This is a genomic window from Duganella sp. CY15W (assembly GCF_009857555.1).
GTDB lineage: Bacteria > Pseudomonadota > Gammaproteobacteria > Burkholderiales > Burkholderiaceae_D > Rugamonas > Rugamonas sacchari.
In genome coordinates, this window is the sequence record NZ_WWCQ01000002.1 from 567,274 (window position 1) to 591,241 (window position 23,968).

At 62.3% G+C, this 23,968-nt stretch carries 23 protein-coding genes; 11 read left to right on the forward strand and 12 right to left on the reverse strand.

Going from position 1 to position 23,968, the window contains the following annotated elements; all coding sequences use genetic code 11:
• Window positions 1-35: 35 nt before the first annotated feature.
• From pgmB to GTP58_RS12105, 3 genes are all read right to left on the reverse strand, one after another.
• A complete protein-coding gene (gene pgmB, locus GTP58_RS12095; RefSeq protein ID WP_161077684.1) occupies window positions 36-677 on the reverse strand; it encodes a beta-phosphoglucomutase in 642 nt (213 codons plus the stop codon).
• The gene (locus GTP58_RS31910) at window positions 674-2,995 is read right to left on the reverse strand and encodes a glycosyl hydrolase family 65 protein (RefSeq protein WP_161077685.1); all 2,322 of its coding nucleotides are present in this window, start codon (window positions 2,993-2,995) and stop codon (window positions 674-676) included. The genes pgmB and GTP58_RS31910 overlap by 4 nt, the downstream gene beginning before the upstream one ends.
• Window positions 2,996-3,083: 88 nt before the next feature.
• On the reverse strand, window positions 3,084-4,079 hold the full coding sequence (locus GTP58_RS12105; RefSeq protein WP_072788029.1) for a LacI family DNA-binding transcriptional regulator: 996 nt from the start codon (window positions 4,077-4,079) through the stop codon (window positions 3,084-3,086).
• Between the two features lie 209 nt (window positions 4,080-4,288).
• On the opposite strand from GTP58_RS12105, the gene GTP58_RS12110 reads away from it, so the two are divergent.
• Both GTP58_RS12110 and GTP58_RS12115 read left to right on the forward strand, forming a co-directional pair.
• Complete coding sequence (locus GTP58_RS12110; RefSeq protein WP_161077686.1) at window positions 4,289-6,757, forward strand: TonB-dependent receptor; 2,469 nt, start codon at window positions 4,289-4,291, stop codon at window positions 6,755-6,757.
• 128 nt (window positions 6,758-6,885) lie between these two features.
• Window positions 6,886-7,224: a hypothetical protein gene (locus tag GTP58_RS12115; protein WP_161077687.1), complete on the forward strand. Its 339-nt coding sequence runs from the start codon at window positions 6,886-6,888 to the stop codon at window positions 7,222-7,224.
• Here GTP58_RS12115 and GTP58_RS12120 read toward each other — a convergent pair whose 3' ends face one another.
• A complete protein-coding gene (locus GTP58_RS12120; RefSeq protein ID WP_161077688.1) occupies window positions 7,225-8,286 on the reverse strand; it encodes an MBL fold metallo-hydrolase in 1,062 nt (353 codons plus the stop codon).
• 84 nt (window positions 8,287-8,370) lie between these two features.
• On the opposite strand from GTP58_RS12120, the gene GTP58_RS12125 reads away from it, so the two are divergent.
• A complete protein-coding gene (locus tag GTP58_RS12125) occupies window positions 8,371-8,985 on the forward strand; it encodes a TetR/AcrR family transcriptional regulator (RefSeq protein ID WP_161077689.1) in 615 nt (204 codons plus the stop codon).
• Here GTP58_RS12125 and GTP58_RS12130 read toward each other — a convergent pair.
• Window positions 8,964-10,055 carry an exo-alpha-sialidase gene (locus GTP58_RS12130; protein ID WP_161077690.1) on the reverse strand — a complete coding sequence of 364 codons (1,092 nt, stop codon included), beginning with the start codon at window positions 10,053-10,055 and terminating at the stop codon, window positions 8,964-8,966. The two genes, GTP58_RS12125 and GTP58_RS12130, sit on opposite strands and share 22 nt — an antisense overlap.
• 1 nt (window position 10,056) lies before the next feature.
• A complete protein-coding gene (locus tag GTP58_RS12135) occupies window positions 10,057-10,326 on the reverse strand; it encodes a MoaD/ThiS family protein (protein WP_161077691.1) in 270 nt (89 codons plus the stop codon).
• A gap of 60 nt (window positions 10,327-10,386) precedes the next feature.
• On the opposite strand from GTP58_RS12135, the gene GTP58_RS12140 reads away from it, so the two are divergent.
• Entirely contained in the window at window positions 10,387-10,692 is a 306-nt protein-coding gene (locus GTP58_RS12140; RefSeq protein WP_072788240.1) for a hypothetical protein, read from the forward strand.
• On the opposite strand, the gene GTP58_RS12145 is transcribed toward GTP58_RS12140, so the two are convergent.
• On the reverse strand, window positions 10,693-11,229 hold the full coding sequence (locus tag GTP58_RS12145) for a carboxymuconolactone decarboxylase family protein (protein ID WP_161077692.1): 537 nt from the start codon (window positions 11,227-11,229) through the stop codon (window positions 10,693-10,695).
• Window positions 11,230-11,341: 112 nt separating this feature from the next.
• Between GTP58_RS12145 and GTP58_RS12150 the strand changes: the two genes are divergently transcribed.
• Window positions 11,342-12,250, forward strand: a complete 909-nt coding sequence (locus tag GTP58_RS12150; RefSeq protein ID WP_161077693.1) for a cupin domain-containing protein — start codon at window positions 11,342-11,344, stop codon at window positions 12,248-12,250.
• On the opposite strand, the gene GTP58_RS12155 is transcribed toward GTP58_RS12150, so the two are convergent.
• The 5 genes from GTP58_RS12155 to GTP58_RS12175 all read right to left on the reverse strand — a co-directional run bounded on the left by GTP58_RS12155 (window position 12,195) and on the right by GTP58_RS12175 (window position 17,821).
• The gene (locus tag GTP58_RS12155; protein WP_161077694.1) at window positions 12,195-12,503 is read right to left on the reverse strand and encodes a 2Fe-2S iron-sulfur cluster-binding protein; all 309 of its coding nucleotides are present in this window, start codon (window positions 12,501-12,503) and stop codon (window positions 12,195-12,197) included. The genes GTP58_RS12150 and GTP58_RS12155 overlap by 56 nt on opposite strands.
• A gap of 32 nt (window positions 12,504-12,535) precedes the next feature.
• Window positions 12,536-14,188, reverse strand: coding sequence for a PAS domain-containing methyl-accepting chemotaxis protein (locus tag GTP58_RS12160; RefSeq protein WP_161077695.1), 1,653 nt, complete (start codon window positions 14,186-14,188; stop codon window positions 12,536-12,538).
• A 102-nt stretch (window positions 14,189-14,290) separates the two neighbouring features.
• Window positions 14,291-15,217, reverse strand: a complete 927-nt coding sequence (locus GTP58_RS12165; protein WP_161077696.1) for an ABC transporter permease — start codon at window positions 15,215-15,217, stop codon at window positions 14,291-14,293.
• Window positions 15,214-16,290, reverse strand: coding sequence for an ABC transporter permease (locus GTP58_RS12170; RefSeq protein WP_229215546.1), 1,077 nt, complete (start codon window positions 16,288-16,290; stop codon window positions 15,214-15,216). The genes GTP58_RS12165 and GTP58_RS12170 overlap by 4 nt, the downstream gene beginning before the upstream one ends.
• Entirely contained in the window at window positions 16,277-17,821 is a 1,545-nt protein-coding gene (locus GTP58_RS12175) for an ABC transporter ATP-binding protein (protein WP_161077697.1), read from the reverse strand. Before GTP58_RS12175 ends, GTP58_RS12170 begins: the two co-directional genes overlap by 14 nt.
• Before the next feature lie 250 nt (window positions 17,822-18,071).
• Here GTP58_RS12175 and GTP58_RS12180 point away from each other — a divergent pair, with 250 nt between their 5' ends.
• From GTP58_RS12180 to GTP58_RS12205, 6 genes are all read left to right on the forward strand, one after another.
• A complete protein-coding gene (locus GTP58_RS12180) occupies window positions 18,072-18,785 on the forward strand; it encodes a GntR family transcriptional regulator (RefSeq protein ID WP_161077698.1) in 714 nt (237 codons plus the stop codon).
• Between the two features lie 115 nt (window positions 18,786-18,900).
• Complete coding sequence (locus GTP58_RS12185) at window positions 18,901-19,749, forward strand: outer envelope protein (RefSeq protein WP_161077699.1); 849 nt, start codon at window positions 18,901-18,903, stop codon at window positions 19,747-19,749.
• A gap of 24 nt (window positions 19,750-19,773) precedes the next feature.
• Window positions 19,774-20,850 (forward strand): BMP family ABC transporter substrate-binding protein, encoded by a 1,077-nt coding sequence (locus GTP58_RS12190; protein WP_161077700.1) that lies wholly within the window; start codon window positions 19,774-19,776, stop codon window positions 20,848-20,850.
• Window positions 20,851-20,852: 2 nt separating this feature from the next.
• Window positions 20,853-21,836, forward strand: a complete 984-nt coding sequence (locus GTP58_RS12195; RefSeq protein ID WP_161077701.1) for an aromatic ring-hydroxylating dioxygenase subunit alpha — start codon at window positions 20,853-20,855, stop codon at window positions 21,834-21,836.
• A complete protein-coding gene (locus GTP58_RS12200) occupies window positions 21,833-22,309 on the forward strand; it encodes a nucleoside deaminase (RefSeq protein WP_161077702.1) in 477 nt (158 codons plus the stop codon). The genes GTP58_RS12195 and GTP58_RS12200 overlap by 4 nt, the downstream gene beginning before the upstream one ends.
• Before the next feature lie 58 nt (window positions 22,310-22,367).
• Window positions 22,368-23,942, forward strand: coding sequence for a S10 family peptidase (locus GTP58_RS12205; protein ID WP_161077703.1), 1,575 nt, complete (start codon window positions 22,368-22,370; stop codon window positions 23,940-23,942).
• Window positions 23,943-23,968: the final 26 nt, after the last annotated feature.

Below are 23,968 nucleotides of genomic sequence, written 5' to 3' on the forward strand. Positions count from 1 at the left end.
TCCGTTTTATTCCCGCGCTCTGCGGCGCGGTAGCGTCAATATGCGCTGAGATTAAACTGCTGCAAGCTGGTGATCACGACATCCGCTTCCGTCAGCACAAAGGGATGTCCTATCCCCAGTGCGAACATCCCCGCCGCCTTGATGGCGGCAACGCCAGCGACAGCATCTTCCACTCCCAGGCAATCGGCTGGCGCCACGCCCAGCTCCTGCGCTGCGCGCAGGAAGATCTCCGGGTCCGGCTTGCTGCGCGCGATGGTGGCCGCATCCACGACATAATCGAATTTGTCGGTAATCCCCAGGCGGCCCAGTACCGTAAAGGCATTCTTGCTGACCGACGCCAGCCCGATGCGCAAACCGGCGCGGCGCACTGCATCCAGCGCCTCCACCGCACCAGGCAACAGGTCCTTGGACGACATGGTCGAAATCAGTTCCTGATAATGCAGGTTTTTCGTGTCAGCCAGCGCCAGCTTCTCTTCCGGCGTGTAGCTGCGCGGCGCCGACGCCAGGATCAGGTCCAGGGAACCCATGCGGTCGATGCCTTTGAGGTTCTCGTTAAACGCATGATCGAAATGCACACCCTGCGATTCCGCGAGCTGCTTCCACGCCAGGTAGTGATAGTGCGCGGTGTCGGTAATCACACCGTCCAGGTCAAAGATGACTGCCTTGAAGCGGCTCATGCGAAGCTCCTCGATTGCTTGGGTTGCGACAGGGTCAGCGCAATCGCTTCGCCGCCGTGGGTAAAGTCCAGCGCCTCGCCTTGCAGCAGGCGATATTCAACACGGCCCGGTTCCACATGCACTTCCATCAGCGCGCTGCGGAAGTGCACCTTGAACGTGTAGTGCTGCCACTGCTTCGGTAGCGTCGGCGCGAAATGCAGCGCGCCGCCGATCACGCGCATGCCCGCGAAGCCGTACGCCACGCCCATCCACGTACCGGCCATCGCTGCCGTGTGCACGCCGTAATGCGTATTGCCGTGCGTGTCGTCCAGGTCGAGACGTGCAGTCTCCATGAAGTAGTCGTACGCCTTGTCCTGATAACCTACTTCCGCAGCGATGATGCTGAAGATGCAGGAGGACAGCGAAGAATCGTGCGTGGTCACCGCTTCGTAGTAGTCAAAGTCGCGGCGCTTGTCCTCCAGCGTGAACTGGTCGCTCAACAGCAGCAGCGCCAGCACCACGTCCGCCTGTTTGCAGACCTGATGGCGGTAAATCACCATCGGGTGATAGTTCAGCAGCAGCGGATAGTTTTCCTTGGGCGTGTTGGCAAAGTCCCACACTTTTTTCGACAGGAAGCTGTCGTCCTGGGCGTGGATTTGCAGCGCCGCGTCATACGGAAGATTCATCAGCGACGCCGCGCGGCGCCACTCTGCAGGCTCACCCGCATCCAGCGCCATCGCTGCGGCGATGCGTGCGAACTCGGACGGCGCCTGTGCCTGCAGCTGCTCTGCAATGGACGCCGCAAAGTTCAGGTGCATCCGCGCCATCGCGTTGGTGTAGTAGTTGTTGTTGACTAGCGCCGTGTATTCATCCGGCCCCGTCACCTGGTTGATGCAAAAGCGGCCTTCGCGGTCATACGAACCGATGCCGGTCCAGATGCGCGCCGTCTCCATCACAATCTCCGCGCCAGCCTTGACCAGATATTCCTGATCGTCCGTCGCCTCCATATAGGTCTTGATGGAGTACGCGATGTCGGCGTTGATGTGGTACTGCGCGGTGCCCGCCGGGAAGTAGGCCGAACACTCATCGCCAGCGATGGTGCGCCACGGGTACAGCGCGCCTTTGTCATGCGACATCTGGCGCGCACGCTCGCGCGCCTTCGGCAAACCGGCGTAGCGGTATTCCAGCAGCTTGCGCGCGATCTCCGGCTTGGAGTACAGGAAGAACGGGAAGATGTAGATTTCCGTGTCCCAGAAATAGTGGCCTTCGTAGCCTTCGCCCGTCACGCCTTTGGCGGAGATGTTGGTGCGGCCGTCGCGGCCCACCGATTGCAGCAGGTGGAACTGGTTGAAGTGCATGCCTTGCTGGAGCGCGTCATCGCCGGCGATCTGCACGTCGGCCTGCTGCCAGAAGTCGGCCAGGTACTGCTCCTGCGCCAGGCGCAGCTCTTCAAAGCCTGCCGCCTTGGCAGTGGCCAGCGTGTCCTTGCTGCGCCACATCAGCTCCTTGGCATCGTAGTCGCGCGAGGAGAAGTAGCTGCCGTACTTGGTCAGCGTGACCGACTGGCCAGCGCTCACTGGTATCTCCCACGCCTGCGTCAGTCGCTGGCCTTGCTGTGCGGTGACCGCAGTTGCCGGCACGCTCAGCGTTGTCTCGGTCGCGCTGATTAAAGTGAAGCCGCTGTTATGGGTTTTCTGCACCAGCGCCGAGAAGCTGTCCGACTGCTCGCTGTCGATCATGTGCAGCGTCGGGCCGGAAATCGCCGAACCCACGCGCGGATCATCGCCCGCTTCCTGGTTTTTCACGGCGCCATCCAGCGCCGACACCAGCCACAACGGACCGTCGTAGTTCAGCGAAGTTACGTCAAACGCGATAGCAAACAGGTGCTTGTTCTCGAAGCTGACCATGCGGCGGCTGCGTACGCGCACGCTGCGGCCTTGCGGCGAGGTCCATTCCACCGTGCGCGTCAGCAGACCAGTGCGGAAGTCCAGTACGCGCTCATATGATTGCACCGTGCCAGTCAGCAGATCAAAGCGCTCATCGCCAAGTCGCAGCTCGATGCCCTTTGCATTCGGCACATTCAGCATGAACTGGTTGACCTTGGCCAGGCCGTACGCCGCTTCCGGATACTGGATCGGCTCGGACTCGTAGAAGCCGTTCAGATACGTGCCATCCAGCGAGGTGCCGGCCGGGCCGCTGTAGCCCTCCTCGCCCGTGCCGCGCAGGCCGATGTAGCCGTTACCCAGCGCGAACAGCGTTTCATCAAGGAAGTGGGATGCGGTGTCAAAGCTGGTCTCGCGGATGCACCAGGCTTCAAGAGGATAGGTGTGTTGTTGCACAGCGAATTCCTTAGAGAAAGCGATTCAAAGCGGTTTGAATTTCAAAAAACACCGGTTTTTGGTCTGTTTTTGGTGCTTTTTGGGGAAACTAGGTCTGGCGTACCATCAGCGTGGTCGGCAGCATTTCAGAAGCGACCTGGTGGCCTTCGATCAGGCCCAACATCTTCTTGGCCAACAACACGCCGCCATCGCGCAGGTACTGGTGCACGCTAGTCAGCGGCGGCACAAAGCTGGCGGCGCCAGGCGTATCGTCGTAGCCGATGACGGAGACATTCTCCGGCACCCGCAAATTCTTCTCGGCCAGCGCACGGATCGCGCCCATGGCCAGCAAATCACTGGCGGCAAACACGCCGTCAAAGCTGGCGCCCTTCTTTTTCAACAGCGAGGAAATACTGTCAAAGCCCGCCTCAAACGTAAACGCCTTGGGGCGGATAATGTGCACCGTGGCCGCACCGCCCATCGCATCGATAAAACCGGCGCAGCGCTCCTGCACCTCGGCGTGATCGACGTCGCCCAGGAACACCAGCTTGTGCCGGCCCTGCGCAATGAAGCGCTCGGCCGCGCTGATGCCGCCTTTGCGGTTGTCCGATCCGATCACGATGTAATCGGTATCGGCTTCCGGCGCGCCCCACACCACCAGCGGCATGCCGGTCTGCTGCAAGGTCCGCACCGCTTCGCCATGCGAGCCCTGGCCCAGCAGGATCAAGCCGTCGGCGCCCATCACCGGCGCCGTGTTCATCAACTGCTTGGAGGTCAGCACCACGCTGTAACCGGCCGTGGTCAGCTCCTGGGTAATGCCGCCCAATAGCTCCAGCGGGTACGGGTCCGACATCGGCCGGCCGCGCACCGGTGTCATTTCCACCACAACCGCCACCGAATAACTGCGGCCCATGCGCAGATTGCGCGCGCTCACATTCAAACGGTAGCCCTGCTCCTCTGCCAGCGCGCGGATCTTCTCGCGCGTTTCCGGCGTCACCAGCGGACTGTCGCGCAAGGCGCGTGAAACCGTGATTTTGGAGACGCCCGCCAGCTTGGCCAGGTCTTCCATCGTCAGGGCTGTCGTTACAGTCTTCTTCGCGCGCATCGTTGTTCAAGAGTAAAAAAGCAGGTTTGCGGACGCATTATGACAGAAAATTTTCATTTGTCGCGGAAAATGACATCGATAACATTTCAATTGACATCGATAACATTTCTTGTTTCAATGGCCAAATCTTCACAAAAGTTCATGAAGATGGGGATGGCGGGGAGCGCCGTCCACGGAGACGATTTATCCTATAAGAAAGTACAGACACGATGAAAAACCCGTTCCTGCCATCGGCCATCGCGGCCGCCGTCCTGACGCTGCTCAACCAGACCGCCGCCCAAGCCCAGACTGCCGAAGCCCCGGCCGCTGAACCGTCCAAAGAAGTTTCCAAAGAAATCCAGCAAGTGGTGGTGACCGGCGTCGCCTCCGCCCGTGGCGTGCGCAAGGTCGATTCGGCCTTCTCGATCACCACCGCCAACGAAGAACAGCTCAAGCAAGCCGCCCCCAGCAGCACGGCCGACATCATGAAAATCGTGCCGGGCGTGTATGCGGAATCGACCGGCGGCCAGTCCGGCGCCAACATTGAGGTGCGCGGCTTCCCGTCGGGTTCCGACTCGCCTTTCGTCTCGGTGCAGATGATGGGCAACCCGATCTTCCCGCCGCCGACCCTGTCGTTCTTCGAAGGCTCGTCGGCCTTCCGCCTGGATGACACCATCGAGCGCGTGGAAGTGCTGCGCGGCGGCCCGTCCACCATCTGGTCCAACGGCCAGCCGGGCGCCACCATGAACTTCATCCTCAAAGAAGGCACCGACACGCCGGAAGGCACGGTGCGCTTCACCACCGGCACCGGCAGCATGCGCCGCGTGGATATGTACTACGGCGGCAAGATCAGCGATGGCTGGTATGGCTCGGTTGGCGGCTTCTACCGCAAGACCGACGGCGTGCGCGATGCCGGCTTCCCTGCCGACGACGGCCACCAGATCACGGCCACCCTGACCCGCAACCTGGACCAGGGCAAGCTGACCTTGTACGCGCGCAGCACCGACGACAAGAACGCCTTCTACACCGGCGTGCCACTGATTTCCAGCAATGGCGGCCACACCATTAGCGAATTCCCGGGCTTCAATCCGCTGACCGGCACCCTGATGAGCGGCGAAATGCGCAACTTCACCATCGAGGCGGCGCCAGGTAAAACCCTGACCAAGGACCTCGGCGATGGCCGTGGCCTCAAAGCCACGGTATTTGGCGCCAACTTCGATCAAAAGATCGGCGACTGGAGCGTCTCCAACAAGTTCAACCGCTTTGACGGCGACCTCAACACCATCGCCATGTTCACCGGTAACAACCCGCTATCGATGAACGACTACATCAACGCGGCGATCACCTCGGCCAACAGCAATCCGGCCACCGTGGCAGCGGCCGGCGGCAAGCTGGCGACCGCAGGCACCGCAACCTATGTGCATGGCGGCGCCGTCAACGGCAACCAGCAGGTGGTGCAAGCCGGCCTGTGGGCGGTCGAGAAGCAGCTCAAATCCTTCACCGACGAACTGCGCGTCAGCAAGGAAATCTTCAAGGGCAACACCGTCACGGTGGGCGGCTACTTTGCCGACTACTCCTCGCATGACGTCTGGTACCTGGGTAACAGCCACCTGATGACGGCCGTGCCGCAAGCCAGTCTCATCAATGTCACCCTGAACAACGGCGTCATCGTGTCGAAGAACGGCACCGACGGCAACGTGTTCTACGCGCCGGTTGCCTCGTATGACGGCCGCAACACCGCCGGTTTCGTGTCGGATGAATGGCAGGTCAACGACAAGATAAAGGTTGACTTCGGCATGCGCCATGAGCAGCAGAAGATCAGCGGCACCATCTCCAACCTGATGTCGGCCGATACCGACAACAACCCGCTGACCGTGTACAACAATGGCACCTCGATGCCGGACGGCTCCAACACCTACCTGAGCCGCACCGACAGCGCCAATTCCTTCACCATTGGCGGCAACTACAAGCTGGCCAAGGATACCTCGGTGTTCGTGCGCGCCAACCGTGGCCATACCTTTGTGTCGTTTGACGATATCCGAGGCGCCGGTACGCAAGCGGCGGCCAATGACCGCAACCTGCTGCCTACGCCTAAGGTCAGCCAGTACGAAATCGGCTTCAAAACCGCATCGCAGCTGTACACCGCGTATATCAACGCCTTCCACACGGAATTTGACGGTATCGCGTTCTCGCAAGTGCTGTCGAATGGCCAGGAACTGCATTCCGTCAGCGGCTCCAAAGGCAATGGCGTCGAGTTTGAAGTGGCCGTGCGTCCGATCGAGAACCTGCAACTGCAGCTGACTGGCGACTATCAGAAGTCGGAATACCGTGACAACCCGGCCACCGCCGGCAAGACCGTGCAGCGCCAGCCGAAGCTGCAATTCCGCTTCACGCCGACCTACCGCATTCCGTTTGGCGAAGGCAACGCCGCCAAGCTGTATGCCACCTACACCTCGATCGGCGAGCGCTGGGCCGACCAGGCCAACCAGCAATACCTGCCGTCCTACCGCACCATCGACGCCGGCGTGCTGTTCTCGCTGGGTGACAAGATTGAAGTGCGCCTGGCTGGCACCAACCTCAACAACGAGCTCGGCCTGACCGAAGGCAACTCGCGCCTGACCACCGGCAACACCGGCCCGATCAACGCCCGTCCGCTGTTCGGCCGCACCTGGGAAGCGTCGCTGCTGTACCGCTTCTAAGCCCGTACCGTCCCTCTTCAGGCAAGGCGCAGTTGGCCTTGCCTTTTTTATTTTTATAGCCTAATCTGCAATAGATCGTATGCCACGATCCTGCCTCATCTTGTCCAGAGTTTTACAACGAGGAAAGAATGGCTTCGCTACTCTCCATCAACGCACTACAAGCATCGGTTGCACTGGCTGAAAGGCAGGTGCAAAAGGATCAGGTGCGCGTCAGCCAGGATGCGGCGAAGCTGGACGCCAGCAAGGACTTGCTGGCCAAGGACAAGCAAAAGCTGGCAGACAACCAGCAGGAAAGTAATCAGGCCACGCAGGCGGCCGAAAAGCCGGCGCCCGCCGTCAACCTGAGCAGCGCGATTGAAAATCCGCCGCGTTCGGCTCAGCAACTGCCAGCGGATCTGCAAGCGCCCAAGCCGCAGGTCAACACGCTTGGGCAAACCATCGGCAAATATATCAACGTGACCGCGTAATCAGGCGCGGGCGGCCACCATCGCGGCTTCCTGCTGTGCCAGCGGTTCCCACCACTTTTCCTCTGCCACAGGCAAACGGATATCGAGCGCCTGGCCAATTTCCGGCGTGGCGATCGGCAGGCGGCGCTCGGCGGCGAGCTGGGTGATGCGGTCAAACGGATCATGCCAGGCATGCAGCGACAAATCGAAGGTACCGTTGTGAATCGGCAGCAGCACCTTGCCCTGCAAGTCGATATGCGCCTGCAAGGATTCCTCCGGCTGCATATGCACATCCGGCCATTGCGGATCGTAGGCGCCGGTTTCCACCATGGTCAGGTCGAATGGACCGTAGCGGCGACCAATTTCTTTAAAACCCTCGAAATAGCCGCTATCGCCGCTGAAGAATACCCTTACGTCGCGGTCCTCAATCACAAACGATGCCCACAAGGTCTTGTTGCGGTCGCCCAGCCCACGGCCGGAAAAGTGCTGCGCCGGCGTCGCCACCAGCTTCAAGCCGGCGACAAAGGTCGATTGCCACCAGCTCAGCTGTTGCACCTTGCTGGCTGGAATGCCCCAAGCAATCAGGCGGTCGCCCACGCCCAGCGGCGTGATGAAGTGCTGAGTCTTCTTGGCTAGCTTGAGCACAGCCGCGTGGTCCAGATGGTCGTAATGGTCGTGCGACAGAATGACGCCGGTAATTGGCGGCAGCTCTTCAATGCTGATCGGCGGCTGATGGAAGCGCTGCGGACCAGCCCATTGCACCGGCGACGCGCGCTCGGAAAACACCGGGTCGGTCAGCCAGAACTGGCCATTGAGCTTGAGCAGCACGGTCGAGTGGCCAAGACGGAACAGGCTGCGATCCGGAGCATCCATTAACTGCTGCTGCGTGATCGCGTGAACGGGAATCGGGAGTGTCGGCACCGTATCCTTGGGCTTGTCGAACGCAAAGCGCAACATGATGCCCAGGGTTTTCAGGAAACCCATCTGGTGCATCTTGACCGGATTGCGGAAACGGCCGTCGCGGGTGCGCGGCGCGCTGGGTACAGACAGGCCGTCCAGGCTATCAACAGCGGAAAAAGTCATGATGGGCACTCCCGATTGAAATGTACACTACACAGTGTAGTATCTATTTTTGAAAAAGTAAACTACCCGGTGTAAAATAAAAAGATGAACACGCCCCTCAAACTCACCGACCGCAAACGCCAGGCTATTGTCGAAGCCGCCATCGCCGAATTCCGCGCCAGCGGCTTCGAATCCACCAGCATGGACAAGATTGCGGCGACCGCCGGGGTGTCCAAACGCACCGTCTACAACCACTTCCCCAGTAAAGACGAATTGTTCGAGCAAATATTGCATGAGCTGTGGAATAGTACGGCCGCCATGGGGCCGGCGCCCTACGACCCGGCCCTGCCGCTGCGCGAGCAATTGATGGAACTGCTGAGCAAAAAGATGGCATTGCTGCAGGATGACTACTTCCTCGACCTGGCGCGCGTCGCCATCGCCGAAGCCATCCACTCGCCGCAACGGGCGCAGGAAATGGTGGCGCGGCTGAGCGTGAAGGAAGAAGCCGTCACCAGCTGGCTGCGCGCCGCCCAGGCCGACGGCAAGTTCAGCAAGGCCGATCCCTTCATCGCCTCGCAAATGCTACAAGGCCAGCTCAAGACCTTTGCGTTCTGGCCGCAGGTGACCATGGGCCAGCCAGCGCTGGACGCGGCCATGCAAAAACAGGTGGTCGAGTCGACCGTCGAGATGTTCCTGGCCTACGCAAACGCCACCGAGTAAATCGGCGGCAAGGTCGTGGAGATGGTCTGCCACTGGCCGCCGCCGTCTTCCGATAGCCAGGCGCCGCCCGTGGTCGAGCCCATCAGCAGTATCTGGCCATCGTCGCTGACCGCCAGACCGTGACGGTACACCAGGTCGTAGCAATGCTCATGCGGCAAGCCGCCGCGCCAGGCGACAAAGCTCTTGCCGCCATCCGTGGTGCGCGTGACCGCCAGCGAAGCATGCGGCGGGATGCGCTTGCTGTCCGCCTCGGCCGGCACAAACCAGGCCGTCTCGCCATCCTGCGGATGCACGGCCGTCACGAAGCCAAAGTTGGATACCGGCGCCGCCGGCCTGATCTCGCTCCAGTTGGCGCCGTTATCGACGCTGCGCCAGATGCCGTTGTGATGCTGGCACCACAGCTTGTCCGGCTCGGCCGCGCAGCGCACGATGCGGTGCGGGTCCTGAACTTCCTGCACCGCCTGCAGCTCGGGCGGCATATAGCTTGCACTCATGCCCTTGGCGCGCAGCGACCAGCTGGCGCCGCCATCGGTGGTCAGCCAGGCGCCACCGCAGGACACGCCCACCAGCACCGACCGGCTATCGCGCGGATCCACACAGATGCTATGGATACCGGGCACGTCATAGCCGCCACCCATCCACTTGGCGCGCTCCGGCACATTCCACAAGGCGTCCACCAGCTGCCAGCTGTCGCCACGGTCTGCCGAGCGGAACAGGCCACCCGGCAGCGTTCCGGCCCAGAGCACGCCCGGCTCATCCGGGCCACCGGCCGCCAGCGACCAGATCTGCCTGACCGTCCAGTCCACGGGGTCGGTACTATCGACAGGCTTGACGGGAAACGCGGGCGCGGCCACCTCCACCCAGTCCATGCTGCCGGCATCGCGCCGGTGCAGCTTGGCGCCGAAATGCCCCAGGTTCAGCGCCGCATACAGCGTGCCATCGCGCCGGTCCGGCAGCACCATCGACACCGGATCGCCCAGAAAATGCTGCTGATCGAGCAGCCAGGCCTCATGCGTGCGGTAGACCTCGAACAAACCCTTGCGCGTCGCGATATAGGCGCGATCAGACATATCAGCCTCCTGACAGTGCTTGCAGAATATAGACCTGGGATTGTGGCGCGAGCGCGTCGTCGAGCCGCTGAGGGTCACGGGCGCGCTGGCCGTCGATAAAGATCACCACGTTCTCGCGCAGACAGCCCTGCTCGTCGAGCACGTAGCCGCGCAGCCGTGGATGGTCGGCAAAGCAGGCATCAAGGGCGCTGCGCAGATCAGCCGCGCGGGTCTCCACCTGCGGCACGGGCATAAAGCGTCCTAATTGCTGTGTAAAAATCAGATGCGCCATCTGCCAGATTCTATGCCGATTGCGGCTAAAATGAAATCGCCTCAACCACTGGAGTCGCGCATGTCGATTACCCCGCAAGAGCTGGAACTGTTGATGCAGGAAGTCGAAAAAGAAGACCCCATCGATTTCGCCGACCTGCCGTTTAAAGAGGAAGAATTACGCGGACTGATCGCCAACCATCTGTGCGAGATGGCGGACGCAATGGAAAATTTCAGCGCAGAAGACAAGCATCTGACCCTGCTGGCCGTGGCGGCCAAGCTGGTACTGGAAAACCTGGTGCTGCATGTGCAGCTGCTGCGCCAGCATGAAGTCCCGCTCAATCAGGCTACGGAGGCGCTGCTGAGCCGCCTCCGCAAAAAGGATTGATTACGGTGCAGGCGGGAAGTCCAGCGCCGTCACATTCACGCGGTTGAACAGATTGGTGAACGTGATGGAGGCAACCGCCAGCAGGGCATCGGTGATCTGCGCATCGCTGTAGCCCGCCTGCTTCACCGCCAGCACCACCTCCGCCGGCACATCGCCACTGGTGCGGGCCACCGCGTGCACAAAGCTGGCCAGTGCATCGATCCGCGCATCCCCGGTCGCGCGGCCATGGCGCACGCCCTGGATGGCGTCAGCGCTGAGGCCCGCCTTGCCACCCATCAGCGTGTGCGCTGCCAGGCAGTAGTCGCACCGCGCATCCTGGCTGACCGCCAGTTTGACCACTTCGATTTCCTGCGCGCTCAAGCTGCTTTTACGCAGCGCGCCGTCCAGGTTCAGCGCAGCTTCCAGCGCCACCGGGCTGTTGCTGCCGACGGCGACATAAGCATTGGGCACTTTGCCAATCGCGCCTTTGATGGCGGTGAACAGCTGCGCTGCATGGCCGGTGGCTTCCGATACGGGTTGGGTGAACAAACGGGACATGATCTGTTTCCTTTCAAGGTAAGTTGGTATGGAAGACAGTCTAGGCCCGTCGCCTGCGATGATGAATGCCGGATCTGCTCTATAATTTGCTCCATCGTCTCATTTGCCCGCCATGGACTCGCTTAGCCACCTGCTCTCCCTCTATCCCGTGCGCACTGCGCTCGACACCCGCTGCCGCTTTGGCGCACCGTGGGTCATGGACCATGACGGCGCGCCGCACGGCGTCGCTCCTTACCACCTGATCGTGCGCGGCGAAGCGCTGGCCGAGGGCGCCGGCAGCGGCAGCCTGGCCCTGCAAACGGGCGACATCATCGTCTTCCCGCACGGCGCTGCACACCGTTTGCATATCGGCGATATCGGGCAGGCCACACCGCTGCACAGCACACCGGGCCTGTTGCGCGTCGAGAGCAATGACGGCGCCGGTCCGCAGACCGACATCCTGTGCGGCGAATTCCACTTCGATAGCAACGGCAGCGCGGGGCTGCTGGCCGCGCTGCCGCCAGTGCTGGTGGTGCACACCGCCGGCCGGCCCGATGCCCAAAGCCTGCGCCACCTGATGCGTATGCTGCAGGAAGAAACCGAGACGCCACGCGGCGGTTCGGAAGCCATCGTGCGCCAGCTGGCGTCGGCCCTGTTTGCGCTGCTGATCCGCACCTGGCTGGAGCAGGCGCTGGCCGTGCCTGGGCTGTTCGGCGTGCTGGCCGAGCGCCGCCTGCAAGCGGCCATCAACGGCATGCTGGCGGCGCCGGAAAAACCATGGACGCTGGAAGAACTGGCAGAAGCCAGTCATATGTCGCGCGCCACATTTGCGCGCCTGTTCAAGCAGGCCGCCAATGCCACGCCAGCCGATGTGCTGACGCAGCTGCGCATGGCGCGCGCCGCCCGCATGCTGGACGATGGCCGCGCCGCCGGCGAAGTCGGTGAGGCCGTCGGCTACCAGTCGGAAGCCGCCTTCAACCGCGCCTTCAAACGTCAGTACGGCGTGGGGCCGGGAGCTTACCGGCGGCGGGCGAGTCAATAGTCAGATCGGTGTCGGCAATCGCCACGCAGGGCAGGATATAGCCCTCGCGCTTTTCGTCGGCGCTGAGTCCGGGCCATTCGATCTTGTAATGCACCGTGCCGCTGCTGGCCTGGCAGATGCAGGTACGGCAGGTGCCATTGCGGCAGGAGCTGGGCAAGCGTATGCCCGCGCGTTCGGCCGCCTCCAGCACCGTTGCCGGCGCCTCCGTCTCAAAACACCATCCCTGCCCCGCCAGCGTAACCGTGTGCCCCATGATCCATGCCGCTTGTAGAAAGCGACATGATATCAATGCAGCTGCAGCGGCGCCTTTTGCGTGGCCGGAGAGCGCGGCGATGGTGCGCGCTTGCGCGGTGCGCTGACGCCATGCTGCAGCTTGAACACGGCCATCGCCTGCGACACGCAGCGCGTCTGCTGCGCCAGGTTGCCCGCAGCGGCAGCCGCCTGCTCCACCAGCGCCGCGTTCTGCTGCGTGATGTCGTCGATTTTGATGACCGCCTCATTCACCTGGCCGATGCCGCTGCTTTGCTCGCGCGTGGAATTGGAAATCTCACCCATCACTTCCGACACCCGGCACACCGATTGAATCACCTCGTTCATCGTCACGCCCGCGCTGTTGGTCAGTGTGGTGCCCACCTGTACCTTCTGTATCGAAGTATCGATGAGTTCCTTGATCTCTTTGGCGGCGGTGGCCGAACGCTGCGCCAGTCCGCGCACCTCGGTGGCGACAACGGCAAAGCCGCGTCCCTGCTCGCCAGCGCGCGCTGCCTCAACCGCCGCGTTGAGCGCCAGGATATTGGTCTGGAAGGCGATGCCGTCGATGAGCCCAATGATGTCGAGAATCTTGTTGGACGAGGCGCTGATGTCATCCATGGTGCTCACCACCTGCGACACGATGGTACCGCCCTGCGTTGCCACTTCACGTGCGCGCTCGGCCAGCTGGTTGGCACTGGCCACACTGGTCGCGCTCTGCTGCACCGTTGCCGTCAACTCCTCCATGCTGGATGCCGTCTGCTGCAGGCTGGAAGCCTGCGACTCCGTGCGGCCGGACAAATCCATATTGCCGTCCGCGATTTCGTCGGTGGCGACCGAGATCTCATCAAAGTTGGCGCGCACATCGCCAATGATGCTGTGCAGGTTGATGTTGGTCTGCCGCAGTGCCGCCAGCAACTGGCCTACTTCATCATCGCGGCGAATCTCAATCGAGGCAGTCAGGTCGCCGCCGGCCATCATGCGCGCGCAGCGCGTGGCCTGCCGCAACGGCAGCGCGACATGCACATACAGACTGCGGCCAAACGCCAGCATGCCCGCCATCGCCACCAGCGCCGCGCCGACCAGCCACTGATGCGCGCCCGCTAGCTGCGCATCGCTCATCACCAGCAATGCCAGCGCCAGTGCGGCCAGCACGCCCACCAGCAGCGTGGTAGCCAGGGCAATCTGCGTCGACAGGGAAGTACGCAGCATCTCCTTCGCGCGCGCAACCATGCCGGTGGAAACCGCACGCCCATTCACGATACGCAGATGGCGCGGATTGCCGGCCTTGATCTCGCGGTACACCGCATCCGCCTCCCGAATCTGCTCGCGCGACGGCTTGGTACGTACCGATAAATAGCCAACCGGCTTGCCGTGCTCTATCACCGGCGTGACATTGGCCAGCACCCAGTAGAAGTCACCGCTCTTGCAGCGGTTCTTCACCATGCCCGTCCACGGCATGCCGCTCTTGATGGTGCTCCACAAATCCGCAAAGGCTTCAACCGGCATATCCGGGTGGCGCACGATATTCTGCGGTGCGCCGATCAGCTCTTCCTCACTGAAACCGCTGACTTCAATGAAGTAAGGATTGGCGTAGTTGATATTGCCCTGTAAGTCAGTGCTGGAGACGATCGTCTTCCCATCCTGCATGACGTATTCGTTTTGCGTCACTGGGCTATTCAAGCGCATGGCAGCTCCTTGTGGAGGAAACGCGCTCAGAATAGAAGCATTTCTCATGCGGGAAATTCACCAATTGTCGCAATGCCGCATTTTTTGCGGCAAATACAACAATCAATCCGGCTTGAAGTGCTGCCCCAGCGACATTGGCTTATTGAGCAAAATGGTCTGCGGATTACGGCAAATAATCACCAGCACCACGATGGTCGCGAGGTAAGGCAGCATCGACAAAAACTCCGACGGTATCGCCAGCCCCATGCCCTGCCCATGAAACTGCAGCACCGTAACGCCGCCAAACAGGTATGCGCCGATCAACACGCCGCGCGGTTTCCACGTTGCGAACACTACCTGCGCCAGGGAGATCCAGCCGCAGCCTGCTGTCATGCCCTCTACCCACATCGGCGTCAGCGCCAGCGACAGGTAAGCCCCGCCCAGACCGGCCAGCGCACCACCAAATAGTACCGTGCCATAACGCAGGCCTATCACCGGGAAGCCGATCGCATGGGCGCTATGCGGCGACTCGCCCACGGCGCGGATGACAAGGCCCAGCCGCGTCCGTGCCAGCATCCAGCCAATCAGCAGCACCAGCGCTACCGAGGCATACACCATCGCATCAAAGCGGAACAGCAGCGGCCCGATAAACGGCAGGTCCGACAGCACCGGGAAACTCAGATGCGGCATCGGCTCCACCGTCTGCCCGACAAAGCCACGGCCAAGGAACGCCGAAGCGCCGATGCCGAACAAGGTTAGCGCAAGGCCCGTGGCGACCTGATTGGTTTGCAGTGTCAGCACCAGGAAGCCAAACACCAGCGACATCAGCATGCCCGCCGCTGCCGCCGCAAGCAGGCCAAGCACCATGCTGCCGGTGCCGAGCGTGACGCCAAAGCCAACCACCGCGCCCATCAGCATCATGCCTTCCAGGCCCAGATTGAGTACGCCCGAGCGCTCGGTCACCAGCTCCCCCATGGATGCCACCACCAGCGGCGTCGCCGCACCTGCGGTACTGGCAAGGAAAGCGATCAACAATTCCGTGGTCATCATGCGGTGACTCCCGCCGCACGCTTGTGCGGCTTGATGCGATAGTGAATAAACAGATCCGCCGCCAGCAGATAAAACAGCAGCAGTCCCTGGAAGATGCCGGTGACGGCCGACGGTGCGCCCAGCTCGATCTGCGCCGCCTCGCCGCCGATATACAGCAGCGACATCAGCACCGCCGACAGCACCACTCCGAGCGGATGCAGGCGTCCGACGTAGGCCACGATAATCGCCGCGAAACCGTAGCCTGGCGATACCGATGGCTGCAACTGCCCCAGCGGCCCTGCCACCTCGCCCACGCCGGCCACGCCGGCCAGTGCACCGCTGACCATGAAGGCAAGCCACACATTGCGCGGCTCGCTGAAGCCCGCATACAGCGCCGCCGCAGGCGCCATGCCGCTGACCTGCATGCGGTAGCCTGCAAATGTATGCTGGCAGAAGAACCACGCCGCACCGGCCGCCAGCAGGGACAGGATCAACGCGGCATTCACACGCAAGCCCTCCACCAGCAGCGGCAAGGTCGCCGACTCGCTGAACATCTTCGACTGCGGAAAGTTGAACCCGGCCGGGTCGCGCATCGGACCATGCACCAGATAGCTGAGCAAGTGATAGGACACATACACTAGCATCAGGCTGACCAGAATTTCGCTGGTGTTGAAGCGCGTGCGCAGCAAAGCCGGTATTGCCGCCCACAGCATGCCGCCCAGCGCGCCCGCCAGCAGCATCAAGGGCAGTACCCACCATGCTTGCACCTCATCGAAATACAGCGCGACCGCGCCGGCACAGATGGCGCCTATCGTCAGCTGGCCATCGGCGCCGATGTTGTTGACGTTGGCGCGAAAACCGATCGCCAGGCCAACGCCGCACAATATCAGCGGCGTCGCCTTCAATAGCAGCTCGCCCACACCGTACAAGGTGGTCCACGGTTTGATAAAGTAGACATAGAACGCATGCAGCGGTTCCTGCCCGAGGAAGAAGAACAGCATCGAGCCAGTCACCAGCATGGCTGCCGCCGCAATCAGCGGCGACGCCAGCATCATGCGGCGCGAGGGTTCGGGACGACGTTCAAGCCTGGACATATTCTGGCGCTCCCTGGTAATCGAAATCGCCGCTCATCCACACGCCGATCTGGTTGATGCTGGTAGCCGCTGCGGGCACGGCGCGCGACAGGCGGCCATCGGCCAGCACGGCGATGCGGTCACTCATCATGAACAGTTCGTCCAGCTCTTCGGACAACACCAGCACCGCCACGCCCTGGTCGCGCATATCGATGATGGCCTGGCGTATCAGCATGGCCGCGCCGATGTCCACGCCCCACGTCGGCTGCGCAAACACCACCACCTTCGGCGCCAGCAGAATCTCGCGGCCGACAATGAATTTTTGCAGATTGCCGCCGGAGAGCGAGGCCGCCGCCGAAGCATCGCCACCACACTTGACCTTGAAGCGTTCGATGACCTTCTGCGCAAACGCCCGCACTGCGCCACGCTGTATCAGGCCATGCCTGACCATGCCGGTGCCCGCTGCCGTAACGTAGCCAGTGAGCAGCGCGTTATCCGCCAGCGACAGGTCTGGCGCCGCACCACGCCCCAGGCGCTCTTCGGGCACGAAGCCCAGTCCCAGCTCGCGGCGCTGCGCCGCATTGAGCATGCCGGCATCACGTTCGCCGAGTTGTATGGTTCCCTGCCGCGCACGCAGCAGGCGCTCGCCGGAGATGGCCTTCAGCAGCTCCTGCTGGCCATTGCCCGAGATGCCGGCGATGCCGACGATCTCACCACTGCGCAGCGCCAGGCTCACATCCTTGAGCCGGGTGCCGAACGGATCGTCACTGTCGACGTTGAGCTGATCGAGCAGCAACCTCACCTCGCCCGGCTCGCGCGGCTTGTGCACGCAGACTGGCAGCTCGCGGCCGATCATCAGCTCCGCCAGCGACCGGGCGCTTTCCTGCTTCGGCAGCGCCGTGCCGGACACGCGCCCGCCGCGCAGCACCGTGGCCTTGTCGCAAAGCGCCTGAATCTCATCGAGCTTGTGGCTGATATACAGAATGCTGACGCCCTCCGCCGCCAGACGGCGCAAGGACTCAAACAGCTTGAGCACCGCATCCGGCGTCAGCACCGACGTCGGCTCGTCCATGATGAGCAGCTTGGGCGATTGCAGCAGGCAGCGCACAATCTCCACGCGCTGCCGCTCGCCGACCGACATGCTGTGCACCCGCCGCTGCGGATCCAGCGGCAAGCCATACTGCTCCGACACCGCCTTGATGCGCGGCGCCAGCGCCGCAGGTGACACTTTGTCATCCAGCGCCAGCGCGATGTTCTCGGCCACCGTCAGCGTCTCGAACAGGGCGAAGTGCTGGAACACCATGCCGATGCCCAGCTTGCGCGCATCGTGCGGCGAATGGATGTGGACCTGGCGGCCCTCCCACATGATCTGGCCCTCGTCCGGCTTGACCACGCCATAGATAATCTTCATCAGCGTGCTCTTGCCGGCGCCGTTCTCGCCTAGCACGGCATGGATCTCGCCCGGCATCACCGTCAGATTGATCTCGGCGTTGGCCACCACCGAGGGATACATCTTGGAGATGCCCAGCATCTGCAAGCGCGGTTCTATCATTGGCGCTTTCCCTTCATCGTATACAAATCGAATACGGCGACTGACGCAATTAACATGCCACGCACGCGCTGCCGCCAACGCGCCGCAATGGCCCGCGCCCTGCACTAAAGCGGGGTGCGGCGCTCCCCAAAAGCGTGCGGCTGCGCCTCAAACAAAGTCATTTCGTACACAATCCGCATACCGTATTTGTACACGAGTTAGCACGCTTCGTGCTTAGTATGTTCCAGCATCTCTTACATGGAGCCTACGAATGCCCGATAAGCGCAAAGCCGATCAAGCTGTCGTCAAACGCGGTACCACTGCGGTCGACATGCGCATCTACAAAGCGGTCGTCAATGCCGTGATGAGCCACCGCCTGCCGCCCGGCACCCACCTTGGCGAAGCGGATTTCTGCGAGCTGTATCAGGTCAGCCGCACCACGGTGCGCAAGGCGCTGCAAAGGCTGGCGCATGACCACATCATTGAACTGCGGCCCAATCGCGGCGCGGTAATCGCCTCGCCAACGCCGCAGGAGGCGCGCGACATCTTCGCCGCACGGCGCGCGATCGAACGCGAGATCGTGCCGCTGGTGATACAGAACGCCACGCCGGCATCCATCCAGCAGATCCGCGCCGCCATTGCGGCAGAAGACGCCGCGCGCCGCAGCGGCGACCGCGCCGGCTGGATACGCCTGGGCGGCGAGTTCCACCTGATGCTGGCCCAGCTGGCCGGCAACCACGTGCTACAGCGCTTCATGCAGGAGCTGGTGTCGCGCTGCTCGCTGATTATCGCGCTGTACGAAACGCCCGGCAGCACCATGTGCGAGAACGATGAACACCAGGACCTGGCCACGCTGATCGAACAGCGCAAGGTCAAGGAAGCCACCCACCTGATCGAACATCACCTGCAGGAAATCGAAGAGCGCCTGCGCTTGGCCGACCAGGACCGCAAAGTGAATCTGGCCGAAGCGTTGTCAGGATTCTGAAAATATGGCCCGCTTATTGCTTTAGGTGTAGACGAGATTGAATCCAATTGATAAAACGATTGGATACAAAAAAAGTGCTTTCAACACCCCACTACAACAACTTGAAGGAGCCCGTATGTCGCATCTCGTTCGCTGCACCGCCGCATTAGCCATCCTCGCCACTTGCACCGCACAAGCCGCTGACTGGAGTGACACCTCGCTCAGCTACCGTTACGGCACCAGGTTCGCCGAGCCGTTCAACAACAACGATATCACCAAGAACATCGTCAACCTGAGCCACGTTTCCGGCTACAAGTACGGCAAGAACTTCTTCAGCCTGGACTTCCTGATGTCGTCGGAACTGGACCCGTCGGCGGCCGGCTCGAACAGCGGTGCACACGAGGCTTACCTCGTCTACCGCCATACGCTGGACTTCGGCAAGATCACCGGCAAGGACCTGGCTTTCGGCCCGGTGCGCGGCGTCGGCTTCACGGCCGGCTTTGACGCCAACAGCAAGACCGACGCCGGCTACAACTCCAAGAAGCGCATGCTGGTCGCCGGCCCGACGCTGATGCTGAACGTACCGGGCTTCCTGGATGTCAGCCTGCTGGCCCTGTGGGAATCGAACGCGCCGTACAACACCTTCACCAACCAGGCCACGCCGCGCTACGCCTACAAAACCCATGCCATGCTGACCGGCGCCTGGGGCATCCCGTTCAATATCGGCATCCCGCTGTCGTTCGAGGGCTACGCCAACTTCATCACCGCCAAAGGCACCAATGAATTCGGCGGCGGCACCTCGCCGGAAACCAATATCGACATGCAGGTCATGTACGACATCAGCGAAGCGGTCGGCACGCCCAAGAACACCTTCAAGGTCGGCATCGAATACCAGTACTGGAAAAACAAATTCGGCAACCCGGACCGCAACAATCCTGGCGCGACCGCCAAGACCCCGATGGTGCGCGCGGAATACCACTTTTAATCGACTCAACGTAAAGGAAACCGTATGATGAATCGTCGCAAAGTACTGGCTACCCTGGCTGCCGCTGGCGTATTGGCCGCAGCCCCTTCGTTTGCAGCAGAGCCGCTGAAGATAGGCTTCGTCTACGTTGGCCCGGTCGGTGACGCCGGCTGGACCTACGCCCACGATCAGGCCCGCCTGGCGCTGGAGAAGGAACTGGGCGCCAAGGTGAAAACCAGCTACGTGGAAAACGTGCCGGAAGGCGCAGACGCGGAGCGCGTGATCCGCAAGCTGGTCGCCGAGGGCAACAAGCTGATTTTCACCACCTCCTTCGGCTACATGAATGCGACGGAAAAAGTGGCCAGGACCACGCCAGGCGTGACCTTCCTGCACGCCACCGGCTTCAAGAACGCCAAGAACTTCGGCACCTACGAATCGCGCCTGTACGAAGGAGCTTACCTGAACGGCATCCTGGCCGGCAAGATGACCAAGTCGAACACGCTGGGCTTCATCGCCTCCTTCCCGGTGCCTGAGGTGATCCGCAACATCAACGCCTACACGCTGGGCGCGCAAAGCGTGAACCCGAAAATCAAGACCAAAGTGATCTGGGTGAACTCGTGGTATGACCCGGCCAAGGAACGCCAGGCGGCAGAAACCCTGGTGGCGCAAGGCGCGGATGTGATGGCGCAGAACACCGACTCGCCGGCCACGCTGCAAGTGGCGCAGGAAAAAGGCGTGTACGCATTCGGCTGGGACTCGGACATGTCCAAGTTTGCGCCGAAAGCCCATCTGACCGCCGCCACCAACGACTGGTCCGGCTACTACATCGACACCGCCAAAGCCGTCCTGGCCGGCACCTGGAAAACCGGCGAGTACCGCGGCGGCCTGAAAGAAGGCATGGTCAAGATGTCGAAAGTGAACGCAGTGGTGCCGGCCGATGCGGTCAAGGCCTTTGAGGAGAAGAAGGCCGCACTGCAAGCCGGCACCTTCGCGCCGTTCACCGGTCCGATCAAGGACCAGTCGGGCGCCATCAAGTACGCGGCGGGCGTCAAGGCGCCGGACAAGGACCTGCTCGGCATGAACTTCTACGTGCAGGGTGTGGAAGGCTCCATTCCCAAGTGAGCATGGACCCGGTCCTGCTGAACGACTGGCATCCGGTCGCGTTCTCCACCCAGATCGCGGCCGGCGCCATGCTGGCGGCTGATCTGCTGGAGACGCGCGTGCTGCTGTGGCGCGATGCCAGCGGCGCGCTGCACGCATGGGAAGACCGCTGTCCGCATCGCGGTACGCGGCTTTCCATGGGTACGCTGCAGGACGATACGGTGCGCTGCCCCTACCACGGCTGGCGCTTCGGCAGCGACGGCCGCTGCCAGCACATCCCCGCCCTGCCGGACGCGCCGCTGAAGGCACAGGTCAGCGTGTACCACGCGCAGGAAAGCTACGGACTGGCGTGGGTCTGCCTCGGCACCCCGGCGCATGCCGCGCCGCCGGCGTTCCCGGAGTTTGCGGACAGCGCGCTGCGCAAGGTCTGGTGCGGTCCGTATGAGGTGCACAGCAGCGCTCCGCGCATCGTCGAAAACTTCCTCGACATGGCGCACTTCGCGTTTGTACACGAGGGCATCCTGGGCGACCGGCAGCAGCCCGTGATTCCCGCCTACACGGTCGAAGCCTTTGACGATCCGGACTACGGCAGCGGCATCTGGGCCAGACAATGCCGCGCCTTCCAGCCGCAAGCCAGCAAGGCCGCCACCAGCGGCAGCGATATCGACTACAGCTACCGCGTGGTGCGGCCGCTGACGGCCATCCTGACCAAACACCCAGCGGGGAGTATCCGCGAAGCCATCTCCCTGCTGTTGCAACCGCTCACCGAGGTCACCACGCGCGTGTGGATCGTCATGGCGCTCAACGACTTCGACGCCAGCGATGACGCATTGCGCGCATTCCAGGACACCATCTTCCTGCAGGATAAACCGATACTCGAAAGCCAGCATCCCGCGCGCCTGCCGCTGACGCCTGGCGCGGAAGTATCCGTCGCCTGCGACCGCATGTCGCTGGCCTACCGCAGCTATCTGAAACAGCAAGACCTGCATTACGGAGTACTCCGATGAACGCCACCCCGCAAGACCACGAATTCCTGACCCGCGTCCTGGCACTGGCGCAGCGCTCGCGCGACGAAGGCCATCATCCGTTTGCCGCCATGGTGGTCGCCGCCGACGGCACGGTGATTTCGCAAGCCATGAATGCTTCCAGCAGCGACCGCACCGCGCATGCGGAGATGAACGCGCTGCGCCTCGCATCGCAGCAGTACAGCCCGGAGCAGCTGGCTACCGCCACGCTGTACGCCAACGCCGAACCCTGCGCCATGTGCAGCGGCGGCACGTACTGGAGCGGCGTCGGGCGCGTGGTGTATGCCATGTCCGAAGCCAGCCTGCTGGAACTGACAAGCAGCGATCCCGAGAACCCGACGCTGTCGCTGCCCTGCCGCACGGTGTTTGCCGCCGGTCAGCGCCCGACCGAAGTCATCGGACCTCTGCGCGAGGACGAGGCACGCGCCGCGCACCGGGACTTCTGGCGCAAATAGACGATGCATTCCGCTCCCGGCAGGATCATAATGAGGACTGATCCAGACAGGGGACAACATGGCGTTTTGCACAAAATTGCAATGGCGGTTGTGGACACGGCGCGGCGCCCTGGCGGCAGCCTTTGCGGCCGCATTGGCCGCATGCGGCGGCGGGAGCGGCGGTAGCAGCAGTACACCCACCACGCCAACGACACCCGTCACGCCGCCGGTTGCCGGTTCATTTGCCGACGCCACCGTGTATTCCAGCACCGCCACCGGCTCGCTGGCTGCGCCCAATGAAAACGCCGCCGTCATCGCCAGCCACATCCTGCTGAACGGCCAGCAGCTCAATTACACCGCCACCACCGGCCACCTGACCGGCACCGACGTCAAAACCGGCAAGGCCAGCGCGTCGTTCTTCTATGTGGCCTACACCGTGGCCAGCCCCGACCTGAGCAAGCGCCCCGTGATCTTCTTCTACAACGGCGGTCCGGGCTCGGCATCGACCTATCTGCATCTCGGTTCTTTCGGCCCGCGCCGTCTGGTCACTGCCATTCCATCCACCACCATCCCGCCCGTACAGCTGGTGGACAATCAGGAAACGCTGCTGGCCGTCGCTGACCTGGTGTTTGTCGATGCGATCGGCACCGGCTACTCGCAAGCGATTTCCCCCAACGCCAACCAGGACTTCTGGGGCGTGGACCGGGATGCTGCCGCCTTCCGCGATTTTGTGCAGCGCTACGTCGCCGTCAACAAGCGCGAAGCCTCACCGAAGCTGCTGTTTGGCGAATCCTACGGCGCGCCACGCACCGCCGTGCTGGCCAACCTGCTGGAAACCGCCGGCGTGCAGATCGACGGCGTGGTGCTGCAATCGGCCATCATGGACTACAACAGCAACTGCGGCGTGCTGGATCCCGGCGCCATCAGCTGCGAAGGCTATATCCCGACCTACGCCGCCACCAGCGCCTACCACCAGCGCGCCGCAGCGGCGCCGGTCGACCAGGTGCGCAGTTTTGCGGCCGGCGCCTACCGCACCGCGATTGCCGCCTACCTGACCAACAAGGTGGCGCCGCCCGACGCCGTGATCGGCCAGCTATCAAGCTACACGGGACTGTCCACGCTGACCTGGCAGCAGAACTTCGACATGGGACCGGACTATTACCAGAAGAACGCCGTCACCGGCCAGCTGCTGGGCCGCTACGACGCGCGCGTGCTGGCGCCGAACGGCAGTGCGCTCACGCGCGACGGCGATCCCTCGCTGACCGTGGTGAACGACGCCTTTTCCAGCAGCATCGTGACCTATCTGGCGAGCGAGCTGCACTACAGTGCCGGTTCGGCCTATGCGCCGTTTATCGACATCGTCAACCGCTGGAATTTCAGCCATGACGGCAAGCAGCTGCCGGACACCATCCCGGACCTGGCCGCCGCCATGACGCTGAATCCGGCGCTGAAGATTTTGGCCATCAACGGCTACCACGACCTCGCCACGCCATTCCACCAGACCGAACTGGATCTGGCGCGCCTGGGTGAAAATCAGTCAATCATATTGAAATACTATGGGAGCGGTCATATGACGTATCTAGACGACACAGCGCGCCGCGCGCAGCAAACAGATTTGATTAATTTCCTGAACAGCGTCACAGTGTCACACTAAGCCAAGCATCTTCCGATGCGGGGAGA